Here is a 17461-nt window from a genome sequence, read left to right as displayed (position 1 = left end):
TTACATCTGATAAAAATTCTATTCTTATTGCTGACTAACTTTGATCCTCATAAAGATGTTTTATCTTTGCTGTGAGCTTTAGCGGTTTCATAAATACTGAGATGAAACATTGAGATCTGTGTATGGGGCAGGGAGATTGCGAGCAACAAGCCAGATAGCAATAATCAATAAGACACCGTACAAGCAGCAAAAGTAAATCTGCATAATTTAAACATTGTCTCTTCGGTTAGTGTAATAGCATGACAACCAACTTTCTTTTGCCCTCGTTATAAAACGATCGTCTGCAGTTACCTGATGAGGTGACTTTGCATAACAAATTGTTTATGAGCTGGGTTTGTCAGGTTAGAGAAAAGTATCTACTGCCAGGCTACATTATCGCTGTCTGAATTCAGTCAGGAGCCGTTAAAATTTAATCAGTCGATCTTCAACCTTAAGAAACATTATTTCTGAAATTATAAGTATGGTGTTTTCACTATGAAAATTTTTAAAAATAGATTATTTTTCAAAGACATAAACCATAAAACGCATGGTGAAAACCTGTTATTCACACCTCAGGTATTATCTGAAGAGCTGGAAGATCTTCACTCAGAGTTTAAAACCTTTATATCTTTATGGTTATTGGCGCATACCTGATTAAATGCTTTGCAATAGATCGCTCCCGCACGTAATAACTCGCTCAGAACTTGCTTATAGTCTCGTATCTGCGGTTGAAAACCCGTTTGACGTCAGCTTTGGTTATTGCTGAATCATATCTGTTTTATCCCCGTTATTCACAGGCCAGATCCAATTGGTCGATCCTCAATAGATCAAATTGAGATCCTTAACAGATCCCGACAGGCTCTGAAGCCATGCAGCACAAGGTCTGAAAGGGTGTTTGTAACCACTGTAGCGAGAAGAATAACCACTGAAGAGAGCACAATAACCACTATAGCGAGTAAAGCAACCGCGCTGGCAAGTACTCAACAACCACTGTAGCGAGTAGATAGCACTTTTTCATGTGTATAACCCCCGATTGAGCACATCCGCTGCAGTTTTAGAGTCTGTGGCAAGGAAACAGGGTAAAAACGGAGATTCTGATTAGCTGGGTTCAGGCTTTTTAACGGGTTATCCACTGAGCAGATCCAATAATAGATCCACATAAGATCCTTTTTAAGTTCCATAGAGATCCCCATACCGCCTCAGCCCCTGGTATCACTGGGATAAAGGTGGATGGCTAACCACTATAGCGAGTATAACAACCACTATATCGGGATAAATAACCACTATGGCAAGTAGATTAACCGCTATAGTGAGTGCTAGTATCCACTGTATTGAGTAACAGCGGCTCTCGCCTGTTCACATCAGGGATCTTCCTAATGCCAAGAAAAGAACCAGATATCCTGAACATAGCTGATGCGTTTAGCGAAACAGACAAGCGTACAGGCGAAGTTGTTACTCTGACGCCCAACAGTAACAACACCGTGCAGCCAGTCGCGTTAATGCGACTTGGTTTGTTTGTTCCAACGCTGAAATCCACAGCGCGCAGTCAGAAAAACCAGATGAATGCGATGGATGTGACTCAGGATTTGAAACAGTTATCCCTGGTCAGATCGGAAGGGTATGACAACATCAAGATTCTGGGTGCCCGGCTGGATATGGATAATGATTTTAAGACGTGGGTCGGGATCATTCGCGCATTCGCCACCCATGAGTGTCTGGGAGACACGGTAACGCTCTCGTTCGTAGAATTTGCAAAACTCTGCGGCATACCTTCTGCGCGCCTCTCATCGAAGCTCAGGAGCCGTCTGGACGCTTCGCTGACGCGGATTGCGTCTAATACCCTGACTTTTACCAGCAAGGGCGGAGAGAACTACACAACGCATCTGGTGCAGTCCGCCAAATACAGCGTCAAAAAGGATACGGTCACCTTACAGGCCGATCCCAAGATCTTTGAGCTGTATCAGTTCGACAGAAAGGTTCTGCTGCAGCTTAAGGCTATCAACGAGCTGGCACGCAAAGAGTCCGCTCAGGCGCTTTATACGTTCATTGAAAGCCTTCCGCCTAAGCCTGCGCCAATATCTATGGCGCGCCTGCGTGCAAGACTTAATCTTACGTCGCGCGTGATCACCCAGAATGCGACAGTCAGAAAGGCGATGGAGCAGCTAAAAGAGATTGGTTATCTTGACTATACCGAGACCCGACGCGGCTCTTCCGTGTATTTCTGGGTCCATTATCGTCACCCCAAACTGCGCCCGGCCGAACTGCCGCTCAGCAAGGCAGGCCTGATCGATGATGAGATGGACGAGTTTGACGATCTGGGCAACGATCCCACTATTCTTGATGTCAATCTGCCCGAACCGGTGGGTGAGGATGAAAGCAGTGAACTTGTTATGGTCTCGCGTGAGGAAAAAGAGTTACTGAATAAAATCAGGAAACAGAAAAAGCGTTAAGTACCTGTTCACCATACCGTTCATGGCTAATCAATCCTGCTGCCTGCTAACCACTATAGCGAGAAGAAGGGCTGTTTAATGGTATCTGACAGCCCTGACCACTATAGCGAGTAAAACTACTCGCTATAGTGGTTAGTCCTTTCCCGAAAGAGCACCAATATCCTGATGCGCCTGCCTGAAAAATATCCTGCAATTTGCTCTGGTCTTCCATTCCGCCTCTCGGACCCAGAGGGTGCATTGGGCTTCACTAAAGATCTACTTCCTGTAGTGGTTAGCCAGTACGTACCACGGCATCTCTGTAAAAGCTGCGATAAGGCGTTATCGTGTTTATCGCTATCTACAGTGGTTAGTCAGGTGTGGTTAACAGGATGCGGATTCTCCTCCCGACGCCATGTGTCCTGTCCCGCAGGCGATATTCATCTCTTCGGCCTTACTCGCTACAGTGGTTATCGCCATTCTGAAATGGCCATCTCATCGCGGTTTTCCTCATTCTGCCCAAATGATTTACACGCTATAGTGGTTTTCTGGTGATTTAATGGCTGATGCGTTCAGATAATGATCAGATGACAGGCTTCTTTATTACAGCATTCTCGCTACAGTGGTTATGTTTTGGGATAAAAGGGAGGGCATCACTCGCTATAGTGGTTAGCAGTATCATTTTTCTCTGCCTGTTAATAATACACAACCTGTTAAAGTGAGTGCTTACTATTAATTTATGTCTCTCACAGCAGTACGAGGATAAAAATCTGCATGACAGGTAAGGTCAGACAGGCACTCGCTACAGTGGTTGTTTTACAGGATGAGCAGAATGATTTCGTCAACATAACAAAGCTATTCTGCTGAACAACAGCGCAGAACAGGGCAGGGCTATCACTCCGTTCCTGCTACATGAAAATCTTCACACGACCTTTTACTCGCTACAGTGGTTATCCCGCATGAGAATCGTGCGTGGTGCCCTGTTGAGCATAGATAATTTCAGGCTTCTCTTTCTGCAGGACTTACTCGATATAGTGGTTATCATCTGACAACAGAGGTGAGCAGTCACTCGCTACAGTGGTTATCTGAGGTTTATTATCTGCCTGAGCGCTTTATCGCTATGATTCGGATGATTATTGCGCAATTTACTCGCTACAGTGGTTGACAGTAACGTTTCCGGCTCACTTTTACTCGCTATAGTGGATATCTGTCACATTCAACAGCGTGATAGCGCGATTCAGTATCCGATTCACTCCCTATAGTGGTTAACCCCTCAGCGTTACTCGCTATAGTGGTTGTCAGCAAAAGTCTGATCAATACGCGCCAGAAGCTTGTTAAACAGTGCAGTATCGCGCCCAGGATGTTTGTGAAAGAAGCGCATAATGCATGGAGAAATTAGGGAACGCAGGGGATGCCTGTTAATGACGCCTTTTCCTGAGAGCCGGCAGCGCCATAAATGAAAAAAAGCGGCCGCTCGCCGGCGTACCGCTTTAAAATTATTAAGACCGCGTACGGTTACATCGCCTCACGATATTCTGGCCAGGCGACCGATTGGGCCTCATAGCGGCCCGCAGATGCGAACAGCGTACCCTGGAAATTGATCACACCTGCAGCTTCCAGCCACATCCACTCTTCTGCCTGTACGATCCCTGCCGCGATGACGGTGATCTCCAGCGCAGAGCAGCACTTGATGATTGCCTGCACCACCGCCTGCTTTGGTCCACTGCGATGAACGTCGCGGGTGATACCGGCATCGATACGGATACGGTCGGGCTGAATATGAGTCAGCAATGATAATCCCGCGGAGCCGTCTCCAAAATTGTCTATAGACAGGCTGATCCCGAACGCTTTAAGCGCGCGTACGGCTTCAGAGAACGCATCCAGCTGTGAAATCACGCCGGTTTCACTCACACCAATAACTACCTGCTCCGGCACCAGACCCGCCTGCTGAATGGCTGCCACAATGTGCTCGACGGCGTCGGGTATGACAACCAGCGTCATTGGCAGCAGACTCACGTAGAGCGTCATACCATCGGGACAGACCAGGCCAGCGTGGGCAAAGGTTTTTTTCACGGTTTCCAGATCGTCGACATAAAGCCGGTCACCGGAAATTTCACCGGTCAGCGCCGGACGCAGGGTGACAGCTTCAATGGCGGTCACCTGACGCGCCAGCGGATCGACCACCGGCCGGAAGCTCACCCCTTCTGTCTCCGGACGGGAGTCCGGCACATTAGTGTGCTCTGAAATAAACTCCCAGTAACCTGGCGGAAGAACCTCGTAATAGTTTTCTTTCTCGCGTGATTCAACAAAAGTACGCAGGAATTGCAGTGCCCGATCATCATAGGTCAGGCGATATTTAGACGTACCTTTGTCCAGCACTGCCTGCAGCAGTGATGAGCGATCGTGTTCGCGCAGGTCAAACAGCGACATGCCCGCATTACCAAAACGTCGGGAAGGCGCATAGTCACGCATCAACTCCACCACATTATGATGCCGGCGATCGGCACAGATTCGCTGATAAACGGCCTGAATGCCCGCTTCCGGGCCTTCAAGTAACTGAAAGAAATGGGTGCCATTGAATAACAGGATACCGGTTACATCGTGGGTGGTGTTGATTTCGCTGGCGTTGTCGACCATTTCCGGAAGGGTTCTGACCGGAAAGTCATCTGAAATATGGCTGCGATAGATTATGGTGGTTAGCATGTGCAGCTCCGTTTTACGTGATTGTTGCGGACACGCTAACATTGTTCAAAAAATGTTTCACCTTTACCTGGTTACTATCGCACAGACTGCACCAGAGCAGATGGCACTAAGCGAAGCGGCAAATCTGTAGATCTGAATTCCGTTACCGTAACGGTAATAACGCTGCTGGCTCTCCGCAGATAGACTCATGTCAGTGCCATCAGGGCGGCCTTATAGCTTTAGTGGAAATTTAATCAGCAGCTCAGCAGTGACATAAGCGCAATGTTCAACACGTGTATAGTGTACAGGTTTAATGACACTCACCACGCAGTTTCCAGTGAAGCCAATGATCCAGCGCTTCTTCGTTTAGTGGCCTGGAATAGAAATAGCCCTGAGCCTGATCGCAGCCATATTCTGTCAGGGATGTTACGGTGTCAGGACACTCAACGCCCTCTGCCACCACCGTATAGTCCAGTTCTTTAAGCATGGCGATGATGCTGCGGGCAATAATGCGTGAAGCCGTATCTGAAGAGAGTTCACTGATCAGAGAGCGATCCAGCTTGATAACATCCAGCGGCATACGGCGCAGATAGCTGATATTGCTATAGCCTGCACCAAAATCATCGAGTGAAATCGTGAATCCCCGTTCTCTGAGCATCTCCAGTCCGCGAAGGGCGCTGGGGCTTTCCAGGATACGCTCTGTCTCCAGGCATTCAATGCCCAGCAGCGAGGTCGGAAGCTTAGACTTCAGCATTTTGCTTTCCAGCGCGGAAGCAAATCCCTCGCATGCAAAATCGCGTACGCTGACGTTGATGGTCAATGGCAACTGAATACAGTTATTACGCAGTCGTCTGAGACGTTCAACGGCCTGATCGATAATCCAGGCGGTCAGCACCGAGAGCAGATCGGTCTGCTCGGCTAGCGGAATAAAGGCGGCAGGTGAAAGTTCCCCTCTGCTGGGATGTCGCCAGCGGATGAGCGCTTCCAGGCCCACTGGTTTGCCACTCTGCAGGCAAATCTTAGGCTGATAGACCATATAAAGCCCGATGTTATCGCGTAAAGCGGTTTTCAAATCGGTCATCAGCAGGAAATCTTCTGAGCGCTGTGTTTCCGCCTCAATATTAAAACGCTGAGAGGGCAGCCCGCGCCCGACCGCTTCATTCAGCGCGCTGACCGCGCGGCGCAACACTTCCGACGCTGACATGCTGCCGGCAACAAATGCCGCCTCACCGGTATGAGGCGTCAGTGCAACTGACAGCCCCTCATCCATGTCTGCACTGATACCTTCCAGGCGACCGGCGACCCAGGCTGCACTCAGTCTGCTATCAGCGCGGGTCAGAATGGCAAACCGCCCGGTGGCCACGGTGTAGATCATCTCACCCACCGCCGGGCGCAGGCGCAGCGGAAGCAGAGTAGCGATATCCTTTAGCAGGCTTTCAACCGGATTCATTCCCATGGTGCGGGCCAGTTCATAAGCACGTGACATGTCAATGCAATCAATCAGCACCAGACGGCGTGGCGTAGTGTCGCCGGCCACGGTCAGATATTGCAAATCACGTATCAGGCGCTGACGGTTAGGCAATCCGGTTACCGGATCGCAAAAACCAGCGGAATGCCAGGCTTCCAGAAAGGACATGACCAGCGTGGAGAGCAGCGTTAATGTCGTCACCTGCTCAACGGCAAACGCATGCGGCTCGGTGTCGGTAACACAGAGCGTGCCCAGCATAATGCCGTCGCGAGTTTTCAGGGGCACTCCGGCATAAAAGCGAATAAAAGGTGAGCCGGTGATCAGCGGATGCGTGACGAAACGTGCATCGTGATAGGTATCCGGGACGATCACTGCGCTGTCGCTGTCTACCACATGACGGCAGAGTGAATCCCCACGCGTTGAACGTTGCAGATCAAAGTTATGTGATGCCCGTACGGTCTGGAACTCGTCATCCAGCACCGAGATAAAGCTTCCCGGGATGCCCAGGGCCTGACTGGCTAACCGGACAAATTTTCGCAGAACGTCATCTCGACTTTCGTCAGGGTCACGCAGTGCCTGCAAAGCACGACTTCGGCGTTCATTGTCGCCGTTTAGATTCTTGAGCATGTGTGTGTAACCTCCGCACCGGCTGATTACGGAGCGAAAAAAGAAACTGTCCGGAGCGAAATTTCATTCGGGCGGCAGGAAATATAGCGTATTTTTTATTTTCATCCTGATGATAAGGGACTATGCGGCGGGTGTCTCTTAATATTTTCTTTAACGCATAAAGGCAATATTTACGATTCGAAAATTTAATCGAAGCGGTGCCTGATTATTTACCTTTTATAATTTCAGCCCAGCGCCTCAGCGCTGTTAAGGTTTATTTTCAGGCAAAAAATCAATAAGCATTCAGGTTGATTATTATTACTAAGTCGGTTTTCAGGGGGGAAAGTCATGATGCCGGAGGCGGGATCGTTATGCGCAGACTACTCTGCGAGATAACCTTTTCAAACATAACGCAAAAGCCGGGCAGGAACCCGGACCGGCAGAGATGACCTGTAAGCATGCTCCCGCCTGATGCAGGCCAATTCACCGCAATGCCTGCGTTAATACAGCGTTTTTGTCAGCAATCAGCTCAACGTTTGATGTCATTCAGTGATTGAGCCGGGCGACGTGGGGGCGGGTTCTGTTCCAGCCAGTCACGCACCTGTTCGGTCCGCGTGCCGCTTTCACGGATCGCGCGTGTCAGCCTTTCCTGGGTTGTCCTCAACTCCTGAGTCCAGTAGGTGATTTGCCACTGTTCACGAATTTCCACATGCGACAGATCGTCGGGTGAGCGACGCTGGATGGGATTTTTCATTTATTATCCTCCTCTGGTTTCAATGATGCAGCCTGAACATGAACCTCAGGCTAAACATCTATCCTGATGAAGAAAGCGGCATTGAGGTAGCGGATTAATCCCTGAATGGTCCTTAAGTCAAATAACAGGATAATTCCTGGCGGAAGAAATAAAGCATTCTAAGGAAATAGGAAAAGCGCTGTCAGGACGAAATATGCCGCTTCGCTTACAGGAAAATTTCGCTTAATTGTTGATTCTGAAATTTGACATTTAAGCAAAATAGTCAATTATTCTCTGGTCTTTTCGCTGTGAGCGCTTTCAGGCCGCTTCGCTTTAATTGCTGGCGAAGCGCTGTGCTTTTGCGTATTTAATCATGTTGAAGGAGTGTTTGTTTGGTTAATCATCCCCCCAAGCCGCCTGTGGTTGTCCAGAGTAATGTGCGTGAACTTCGTCTTGCCGCTGGCCTCTCACAACAGAGCGCCGCTGAGCGTTTTGACCTTAGCCTGAGAGTCTGGCAAACCAAAGAAGCGGCAGGTAATCCGACGCTACTCAGCCAGGGTGAATATGAACTGCTGTTATTACTGGCTGGTTGCCATCCCCATTTCACTCTTGCGCCTCAGAGCAAAAAGTAACGGCTCAGTGAATACCCTGAAATTTATTTCTGTGATAACCGGCCGTATAGTCACGTAAAAAATTCTATTAAGCCGCTTGAAAGCTGACAACCGATCCCTGTTTTAGCGATGATCAGGAATATGATTCCGGTCAGATAAACTTTTGGATGAACCTGTTCAGGAGATTATCACCATGTCAGTACAACCGTATTCTGTTTTCCTTTTGCTGACGGATTCTGTCTTTTCAGACCGTTTTAGCCGTATCGATAAATTGTTCAGCCAACTGACTGGCGACAATCCGGTGACATCCGTTCCCGCTTATGATCTGCTGCGGGTTGAGGATAACTACTAAACGCTGACTGTCAGCGCACCCGGCAGGATAACAGCGGCTGGATCCATCGCGGCATTTCCCGGCACGATTTCCAGCTAAGCTTTTCGATTCCGGGGCACACGAAGGTGACCGGCGCCAGTCTTGCAGACGGCTTACTCAGTGTTGATCCAGGATATACCGGAGAGCGAGAAACCGCGCCGCATCCCGATTGCAATCGGCGGACCACGAACGCTGGAACATCAGTAATGTGAACAGGGCGGAAGCGGCTCAGGCTGTTTTCGCCCTTTTAACCGCTGGCAAGGAAGAAGGTCAACCGCGTCAGGCGCTGGCAGACATCGGGCAAACGGATGATTTCACGCCAGTATCTGTTCCGGTCAGCATAACGGGGTCGCCCGCCTCCACGCTGGAGTGAAATGCCGCCATCATCGATGCACTGATACCATCACCACACCACATCAGATGATGCTCAAAGCGGTGATGTGCCACAGCGGGAACACCGCATGCGGCCGCTGCAACTTCAACCCGAAAGCCCTGTCCGTTGAGCCGTATCGCTTCCATCCAGATCTCGGTTTCATCCGTCACGCTGACCGCTTCAAGAAACAGCGGTACGGTGCTGCGTCGCCGTGCTGCCAGCGACAGGCGCTCCCACTGGCCGATGACGGCATTATGAAAACGCTGCTGACGCTGAGCTGCTCCTTCGCTGAGGTCAGAACGCAGCCAGAGGTTGAGTGGCCGCAGATAGCGATTAACATAGTCATCGCCACAGTAGTCGGTATTCATCATCTGCAGTTCACGTTCAACATCTTCATCCGGATTGTTCGCCAGCAGTTGCAACATATCTTCTTCCCGGCAGGCCCAGCCGCCGGGCAGCGTGATGCTGGGCCAGTTAAGGGCAGCATGGATATCAAACAGCGTATGGCCTCCTGATGTCATTTCACGAACGCAGAGCGCGCGCGTGAGCTGCTGATCTGAGTAGCCAGCAGGGCCAGGCGTTGTGATCAGCCCGGCTCGGCGCCAGCGACGCAGGGTTTCAGGAAGAACACCGACGAGACCGCATACGGTGTCGGTAGAGTGCTGAGGCATAGTTGATATCCGTGAAGCGTTGCGATCCCATGATCGGGGAAGTATGGCCTCAGTATGCGCGACAGAAATAAATAAAGAAACAAGCATTTCCATAATCTGTCCGTGCGACAGGTACAGAGATGTCAGAAAGTAAATGAACAGACGGAGAAGAGGGCTGACGGGCAGGTGCCGGGCGCAGAGACGCCCGGCAATTCAGAACGCTTTACCAGTGGTACTTGTTGGAATCTTCCCACTCTTTCACTTCTTTTTCGGCACGGTCTTTCTCGTAGCCGTAGCGTTCCTGAATTTTACCGACCAGCTGATCGCGCTTCCCTTCTACAACGGTCATATCATCATCCGTAAGATCACCCCATTTTTCCTTGACCTTACCTTTGAACTGCTTCCAGTTGCCGCCAATGCGATCTTCGTTCATGGTGAATCTCCCAATTCCGGTTGTTATCCAGGGACCTGATGAATATCTGTCTTGCCAGAAGGCTGTCAGATGGATCAAGCATGGCACAGCTTTTGCTTTTTGCAGCGAAGCGGTGTGAGCCGCTTCAAACTATGAGCAAAAGGGCCGGAGGAGGAGTTATTTCTGCCGGGAAATTACGGGCGTCGTGCAGGCCAGCTCACGGCAGGCAGAGCATTAAGGGCAGGGCGGGCAAAAAGAAAGCCCTGGTAATAGCGGACCCCGGCACCTTCCAGCCAGAGCCACTCTTCAATTTTCTCGACGCCTTCCGCAATGACCGTAATTTCCAGCGCCTGGCAGCATTTAAGGATGGCCAGCACAATCGCCTGACGCGGGCCGCTGCGGTGAATGTCAGTGATCAGCTTGCGATCAATCTTAACTTTGTCAGGCTGGAAATCGGCCAGCAGCGACAGGCCTGCGAAACCGGCACCAAAATCATCAAGGGCCAGGCTGATTCCGGCTGCTTTCAGCTGGCGCACAGCAAACTGAAAGGCATCGAAGCGGGAGATGACCTCATCTTCAGTCACCTCAACCACCACCTGCTCAGGGCGCAATCCCTGTTGCCTGATCTGCTGAATGAGATGTTCAACCGCATCGTCGATCACTACCAGCGACATAGGCAGCAGGTTGACGGAGATCGTTTGCTCCCGCAGGCCGAGATGCCTGGCCAGCTGAAACGCGTAGGTTTTGGAATGGAGATCCGCCTGATAACGCTCGCCTTCCGGTAGCTGTGAAAAGTAGTCTGCGGGTGGTGCGCCCTGAAGACCGCGTATCAGGGCTTCGCAGGAGACAATCCGGCGATTCGCTGCGTCTACGATAGGCTGAAGCGCAAATTCACAACGCTGACCCGCTGCAGGCTGCAGGGGTGGCCGGGCACTGACAGTTAGGGGCGTAGTCAGTGTCCACTCGCTGGCAGGGGCTATCCCGATAAACGTCTCTTTGTCCCTGCCTTCGACAAAAGAACGCAGGAACTTCACCACCCGATCATGTCTGATTCGTTCATCAGTCAGGGTGACCCGTTTAAGCAGGGCCTCAACGACGGTATGTTTCTGATAGTTACGTAAATCAAATAAAGCCATGCCGGCATGACCAAAGCGACGTGCAGGGGCGTAATCTCGCATCAGTTCAATCAGATTAAAATGCCGATCATCACGACTGATACGCTGAAAAACCGTATGAACGTTCTCGACACTCCCTTCAAGCACCTGAAAAAAATGCTGCCCATTATAGAGCAGTATCCCGGTGACTTCAGCTTCAGCGTTTTTGATACTGGCGCGCTCCACCAGCGCTTTTAGCTTATCTGGCGAGACCGAACCCGCTAGCTGGCTACGGTAAATCAGGGTGGAGAGCATAAGCACACTCACATGGCAGGAAGTTACTGTTTAACCATATCACAGAAATATTGATGGTTAAGGGCATAACTGCGACCAATATAGCGTTCTGCTTGCGGCATCAAACCGGGCATAGGGCAGGGCAACACCTCAGGCATCAAGGCACACATGTCAGATGGCGTATCAATAATAAACCGACGAATTAATAGAAATAAAAGGAAAGCCCCCGCAAAAGCGGGGGCGAAGAGTGGGTATAGCACATTATTATAACGTTACGACATCCCTGGTGAGGCGCCGGTCATTCGGTTTGTGCCTGATTATTACGCGCTTTATATTCCCCTTACCATGTTGTTCTAACGGGATTATTAAGCAGGTAAAAATCAGTTACTTTCATATTTCAGAAAATTGTACTGATATTCAATCAACTGGTTTGGGCTTTTAATAATATCAGCGCATCTATTGAATTATCGGGTTACAAATTCACTACTTTTCCAGTCACATTCTTAACATCTTCAGCAGGTTTAAGCGGAACGCGTAAACTCTATCGCTTTGCAGAGTTAACTGTGTGTCAATATCTGCGGTATCTGAAAAAGTGCCCCCTTTATTAGGGGGCAAGGGTAGGAGTCAGATCACTCTGAAACAGAAGTGGATTTCGTTGCAGAGCCATTTAAAGATAGGGCAAAACCGCTGTTATTTCCGCTGCGGTTAACTCTTTTTTTAGTTAGATATCAAATAATTAAAACGCTTACAATGTAAAATAATCAGCAGGATCAGTCAGTTAATCAGGTATGAAAACGATTACTAAGATTAGGATTAAAGTCCTGATCTGCCTGCGGCTACGACTATTAATGGCCATAATCAAGGCACCTAGAGCATGTGAATGCAGGCTTGACCGCCTGACGGATTAATTATACTGTTCATACATACAGCACTATTTCAAAAAAAAGCCGTTGTGGAGTTAATGTGATGTCACAGGATGATGAGATCTGGCATGCGTTCAGAGAGGCGACAAGACAGGATGATGCCGGTCAGTTTACCGTCAGCACCCGGGATTTTGTGGCGGAGCTGCAACAGCGCAACGCACCTCACACACTGCGAGCCGCAAATACCTGGATAGAGATGCATATCACTACCTTCAGTGATATTTCTGTCGAGCCTGGTGAGTGTCGGTTGTTTCAGATGCCTGCGGCGCGCGATTAATACGCGCCGCAGAATTGTAAAGTACAGGCATTTCAGCCACTCTGCTCTGGCAGATGCTGACTGAATGGCTTCAGAACCTGGACGAATGGTGCCCCCTATCCGGCCGATCCTGATAGTTAGGATTAGCGGGATAGTTCTTCTCGCAGGCCATGCGTGCCAGATTGAGCGCAACTTTGCGCTTTTTAAGCTTTAACTTTGGCAGCCACTCTTTGAACTGTGCCGTCAGCGATGCTGCATGCTGTCCTGTTGTGACACGACAGATAAACAGCTTGCTCTTCGTCTGGCGACTGACATCAATGGCGTAGATTTCAAAGCCTGCACTGCACTCTTCATATTCAACATCCGTAAATTGCATGTGTGGCCAAAGACCGGTTCTGGTTTCAAATGTGGCTAAATCCATGAGAACTACCTTTTTTATTGTAAGCGTTATTGCTGCGCGACAGACTTAAGCCTGGTCGGGCCAGTGATCATAGACCAGAATCAGCATTCCGCCAGTAAATTCCCTGATTTAACCTGGCCCTGACACAAATGGCTAAAATCTCAGAGGTGTGCCGCCAGTGCTCATTCGGCCTGTTTACACGTATTAGTTAATCTGATGACACACTCACATTTTGAGTGTTCGTCCCGGCAACCCCTTGTTACTCGAAATACTGACGTTGCAGGATCTGTTGACCTTTTTCATGATATTAACGTGCCTCTTAACAACAATTATCGTCAGCAATCCTGTTGAATTAGCAGGCTAATCATCAGATCCAAACCGACAGCACCTGAAGCCTGATCCTGACCATTGGGTTGTGTAAATATCGTGTAAGCAGGCTGGCAGATTTTCGTCGGGATGCGTTGTTAAAGGGTAAAGATGAAACGGGATCATTAACTGACAACATCGTGTGATAGTTCACTCTGTTACACACGCAAGGAAAAATAAAAAAATATATTTTCCACGATTAATTAAAGCCCTGCAGACAAAAGCCGATAAAAATAATCCAGTTCAAACCAGGTTCACACTTATTTTCTCTTCAGGGGACGTTTATGACTATTACACAGCGTCTGGTATTGATTTTCTCACTGCTTGCAATGTCACTGATTGCGCTGGTGATTATTTCTTTATCAGTGATTTCGGGCTTTCAATCCCGTTTTGAATACGTACAGATGAATGCGATACCCAGCATTAGTGATCTTAATAAATCGATCAGTGCCACTAATCAGTTAGGGATTGCTCTCTATCGTCACCAGAGCACCACCGATGCGACAAAGTTCCCTGCGGCGGAAGAGCGCATTGAAAATCTGCTTCAGCAGGTTAAGTCACTGAATGATTATTACATGGCGAATGACATCTCCAGTGATGAAGATAAAGCGATGACCGAACAGGCCTATAAAAATCTGGATGCAGTTCGCAGCGCATTGCCGGCATTTATTGCCGCGTCACGTGCTCAGAATGATGCTGTCACGTTACCCTTACTACAGAGTGATAATGGTATAGGGGCCGCTACCCGTAAAATGGAGGCGGATTTCACCCGTCAGATTCAGCTGAATATTGATATTGGCGAACAGCTCAGGGCTGAGAACAAGCGCATTTATTCACAGACGCTGTGGTTGATGGCTGGCGGTTCGTTGCTGCTTGTTCTGCTACTGGCCGGTTTCTCCGCTAAGGTGATCCTCGGCATTAAAAGGAGTCTCTCAGGCATCGTCAACACGATGACGCAGGTGAGTCATACGCTTGACCTGACCCACACCGCGGAAGTCAGCAGTAACGATGAGATCGGCAAAACGGCGATGGCGTTTAACCAGTTATTGTCACGCGTTTCCGGCACGCTGCTTTCGGTCAGTCACGCCGCGCAATCGGTCAGTGCCGGATCTACGCAGATTGCTGCAGGTAACGAAGATCTTTCTGCGCGCACCGAAGAGCAGGCGGCATCTCTTGAGCAGACAGCAGCCAGCATGGCGACGCTGAGCGAAACGGTTCGTCAGAACTCAGAAGGCGCGCACCAGGCCAGCAGCCTGGCGAATAACGCCAATCATATGTCGATCCAGAATGGCACGTCAGTGAAGCAGATGCTTAATACCATGGATGACATCCGCGCCAGCTCTGCCAAAATTTCTGAAATCACCGGGCTAATTGAAGGTATCGCTTTCCAGACCAATATCCTGGCACTGAATGCGGCTGTCGAAGCAGCACGTGCAGGTGAACATGGTCGCGGCTTTGCTGTGGTCGCGTCTGAAGTGCGTAATCTGGCGCAGCGTTCCTCGTCTGCCGCACGTGAAATCAAAGACCTTATCTCAACGTCTGTTTCACAAGTGGAGCATGGTTTAGAGCAGGCCAGCGGCGTGGGATCAAACAGTGAAAATGTCCGTCAGGCGATTCAGCAGGTAGCCGATCTGGTCAATGAAATTGCCGCGGCGACGTCTGAGCAAAGCAAGGGCATTGAGCAGGTTCATCAGGCAATTGGCCAGATGGATGAGGTGACGCAACAGAACGCCTCGCTGGTAGAAGAGGCTTCATCCGCCTCTAAATCCCTGCAGGAGCAGGCAGAGACGCTGTCAGGGTTGGTGGCGACCTTTACACTGGAGAGCAATCAGCGTGCCGCGCAGTCGCAACAGCCCGCTGGTGTACGTCGTCCGGTATTGCAGGCGAAGCAGCCTGAACGCCACACCGTCGACATGACTCAAGCGAACTGGGAAAGTTTCTGATAGCTGAGCTGTAAAATCCTGGCCTCCACACTGTGGGGGCTTTTTTTTACGTTTATAAGCGACATCATATTTGTAAACGGGCATGCCAGCGTGGCACCGGTTGAATATATACGGGTGCTTAATCAGGCGATCAACCGCTATGCAGAGTCAGGCGAGCAAACCAGCATCCGGCTGCAACAGATGATGAAAGCGCAGCTTGATAAAATGCGCCATGCGCAGTATCTGCTGCTGACTGGTCTGCTGGCCGTTTTAATGGCAGTACTGATCACCCGTTCTGTAACCCGTCCGTTCAAAGAGGCAGTCGATGTGGCCCGTCGCGTCGCGGCAGGCGATTTGACGGCACAGCTGACGATATCTGGCAGTAATGAAATGGTTAAATTACTGAATGCGCTGATGCAGATGCAGTAGCGACTTGCCCAGCTGGTTTCGGATATCAAAGGTGATGCCGCTACCATTGCCAACTCTTTGGAAGAGATTGCCCGAGGCAATGGTGATCTTTCGTCGCACACCGAACAGCAGGCCTCAATGCCTTCCAGACCAATATTCTGGCATTGAACGCAGCGGTTGAAGCGGCCCGCGCCGATAAGCAGGGTAAAATTTTGCCGTTGTGGCGTCGGAAGTGCGGGTGCTGGCACAACGTTCAGCCAGTGCAGCAAAAGAGATCAGGAGCCTGATTGAGCAGTCGGTCGGTCACGCGCAGGAAGGGATTGCGATAGCGCAGAACGCTGGCGACAAAGTGAAGCAGAGCGTCAGTGCCATTGAACAGACCTCTCAACTGATGCGCGATATCACTTCTTCATCCGAGGAGTAAAGCAGTGGTATTCCACAGGTCAACATTGCGGTGAACGAGATGAATCAGGTGACGCAGCAGAACGCCGTACTGGTGGAAGAGTCGGCCTCCTCTGCTGATGAGCTTGTCGCACGCGCTGGGCAGTTACGAACTATGGTTGCGGTGTTCCAGACGGCATAATAGTGTTAAAACAGCCGTTACCTGTGGGCGGCTGTTATTCTTTCAACGCCTGCTACGCCTGATGATCCCGCAGACAGGCCAGATAGGTTTCTCCCGACCGCATCACTTTCTCTTTCGCCTGCTCACGAATATCCTGACCTTCAAACGCGCCATAAAGCTGCCCGAATGTGACGTCATCAAGCCGATGCAGGATGTCGCCTACCGTGGCGGCGGATAGCGGCAGCATATTTGGATAGCTCCACATAAACGACACGCCATGCGCACCCGGCGTGACCTGAATGATATCACCCGCCAGCATCACCCCTTCGCCCTCGTCCCAGTGCAGCACGCTGCCACCGGGAAAGTGGCCGCCCAGCCTTAACAGTGTCACCGAGGGCATCAGCGCCAGTGAATCCCCCTCCCAGAACCGGATATACGGGCTCTCCCGGACAATCCATTGCCGATCGCGGGCGTGCAGATGCAGGGGCGCGTTAAACGCCTCAGCCCACTCCTGCATGGTGGTGTAGTAGTGCGGATGAGAAATTGCGATAGCATCAATGCCGCCCAGCGTCACGATCAGCGTGTAAGTGGCGTCATCAAGGTTAGCGATGCAGTCCCAGAGCACGTTGCCGTGCGGCGTACGCAGCAGAAAGGCACGCTGATTAATGGCAAATTCAGGCACGGTTTTAAGGCTTAGCAGTGCATCGCTGTGGCCCGTCCACTTATTCGCGTAGCTGGCGCGCAGCGCGTCAAACGCGATCCAGCCCTGACCTGCAGCCGGAACGTACTGACGTTCATCCTCACAGATTTTACAGTGCTGATTCGGGGTATCAGAGGCATAAGCAGTCCCGCAGGCGGTACATAACATCGTCATGGTGATCTCCTTTGTCTCACTCAAGCTTATGCACACCTGCAAAAAGCGCACT

Annotated in this window: 12 protein-coding genes and 2 pseudogenes; 6 read left to right on the top strand and 8 right to left on the bottom strand. The window is 50.3% G+C overall.

Annotation, left to right across the window (positions count from 1 at the left end):
- Positions 1-1355: 1355 nt before the first annotated feature.
- A complete protein-coding gene (locus QSK07_RS20680; protein ID WP_275222384.1) occupies positions 1356-2429 on the top strand; it encodes a RepB family plasmid replication initiator protein in 1074 nt (357 codons plus the stop codon).
- Between the two features lie 1491 nt (positions 2430-3920).
- Here QSK07_RS20680 and QSK07_RS20675 read toward each other — a convergent pair.
- The 3 genes from QSK07_RS20675 to QSK07_RS20665 all read right to left on the bottom strand — a co-directional run bounded on the left by QSK07_RS20675 (position 3921) and on the right by QSK07_RS20665 (position 7915).
- Positions 3921-5108, bottom strand: coding sequence for a diguanylate phosphodiesterase (locus QSK07_RS20675; protein WP_285722627.1), 1188 nt, complete (start codon positions 5106-5108; stop codon positions 3921-3923).
- Positions 5109-5397: 289 nt separating this feature from the next.
- Positions 5398-7182, bottom strand: a complete 1785-nt coding sequence (locus QSK07_RS20670) for a GGDEF domain-containing phosphodiesterase (protein WP_285722630.1) — start codon at positions 7180-7182, stop codon at positions 5398-5400.
- A 508-nt stretch (positions 7183-7690) separates the two neighbouring features.
- Positions 7691-7915, bottom strand: a complete 225-nt coding sequence (locus QSK07_RS20665; protein ID WP_285722632.1) for a DUF3606 domain-containing protein — start codon at positions 7913-7915, stop codon at positions 7691-7693.
- A gap of 371 nt (positions 7916-8286) precedes the next feature.
- On the opposite strand from QSK07_RS20665, the gene QSK07_RS20660 reads away from it, so the two are divergent.
- Together QSK07_RS20660 and QSK07_RS20655 are read left to right on the top strand one after the other, a co-directional pair.
- A complete protein-coding gene (locus QSK07_RS20660; RefSeq protein WP_285722635.1) occupies positions 8287-8526 on the top strand; it encodes a transcriptional regulator in 240 nt (79 codons plus the stop codon).
- 172 nt (positions 8527-8698) lie between these two features.
- Positions 8699-9082 (top strand): annotated as a pseudogene (locus QSK07_RS20655) (alpha-crystallin domain-containing protein).
- A 72-nt stretch (positions 9083-9154) separates the two neighbouring features.
- Here QSK07_RS20655 and QSK07_RS20650 read toward each other — a convergent pair.
- The 3 genes from QSK07_RS20650 to QSK07_RS20640 all read right to left on the bottom strand — a co-directional run bounded on the left by QSK07_RS20650 (position 9155) and on the right by QSK07_RS20640 (position 11719).
- Positions 9155-9919 carry a MerR family transcriptional regulator gene (locus QSK07_RS20650; RefSeq protein ID WP_285722637.1) on the bottom strand — a complete coding sequence of 255 codons (765 nt, stop codon included), beginning with the start codon at positions 9917-9919 and terminating at the stop codon, positions 9155-9157.
- Between the two features lie 202 nt (positions 9920-10121).
- A complete protein-coding gene (locus tag QSK07_RS20645; protein WP_010256969.1) occupies positions 10122-10331 on the bottom strand; it encodes a CsbD family protein in 210 nt (69 codons plus the stop codon).
- A gap of 173 nt (positions 10332-10504) precedes the next feature.
- The gene (locus QSK07_RS20640; protein ID WP_285722648.1) at positions 10505-11719 is read right to left on the bottom strand and encodes a diguanylate phosphodiesterase; all 1215 of its coding nucleotides are present in this window, start codon (positions 11717-11719) and stop codon (positions 10505-10507) included.
- Positions 11720-12664: 945 nt separating this feature from the next.
- On the opposite strand from QSK07_RS20640, the gene QSK07_RS20635 reads away from it, so the two are divergent.
- A complete protein-coding gene (locus QSK07_RS20635) occupies positions 12665-12898 on the top strand; it encodes a hypothetical protein (RefSeq protein ID WP_061061057.1) in 234 nt (77 codons plus the stop codon).
- A gap of 70 nt (positions 12899-12968) precedes the next feature.
- Here the strand turns inward: QSK07_RS20635 and QSK07_RS20630 are convergent, their stop codons facing one another.
- Positions 12969-13298, bottom strand: a complete 330-nt coding sequence (locus QSK07_RS20630; protein ID WP_275222378.1) for a hypothetical protein — start codon at positions 13296-13298, stop codon at positions 12969-12971.
- A gap of 629 nt (positions 13299-13927) precedes the next feature.
- Here QSK07_RS20630 and QSK07_RS20625 point away from each other — a divergent pair.
- The gene (locus QSK07_RS20625) at positions 13928-15586 is read left to right on the top strand and encodes a methyl-accepting chemotaxis protein (RefSeq protein ID WP_285722651.1); all 1659 of its coding nucleotides are present in this window, start codon (positions 13928-13930) and stop codon (positions 15584-15586) included.
- Between the two features lie 279 nt (positions 15587-15865).
- Positions 15866-16556, top strand: a pseudogene (locus tag QSK07_RS20620) (methyl-accepting chemotaxis protein); the annotation flags it as partial.
- 52 nt (positions 16557-16608) lie between these two features.
- Here QSK07_RS20620 and QSK07_RS20615 read toward each other — a convergent pair.
- Positions 16609-17409, bottom strand: coding sequence for an MBL fold metallo-hydrolase (locus tag QSK07_RS20615; RefSeq protein WP_285722653.1), 801 nt, complete (start codon positions 17407-17409; stop codon positions 16609-16611).
- Positions 17410-17461: the final 52 nt, after the last annotated feature.

Origin of the sequence: Pantoea sp. QMID4 (assembly GCF_030270445.1) — a bacterium.
Classification (GTDB): Bacteria; Pseudomonadota; Gammaproteobacteria; order Enterobacterales; family Enterobacteriaceae; genus Pantoea; species Pantoea vagans.
The sequence above is the reverse complement of the archived record's forward strand: the minus strand, read 5'-3'. Positions and strand labels throughout refer to the sequence as shown.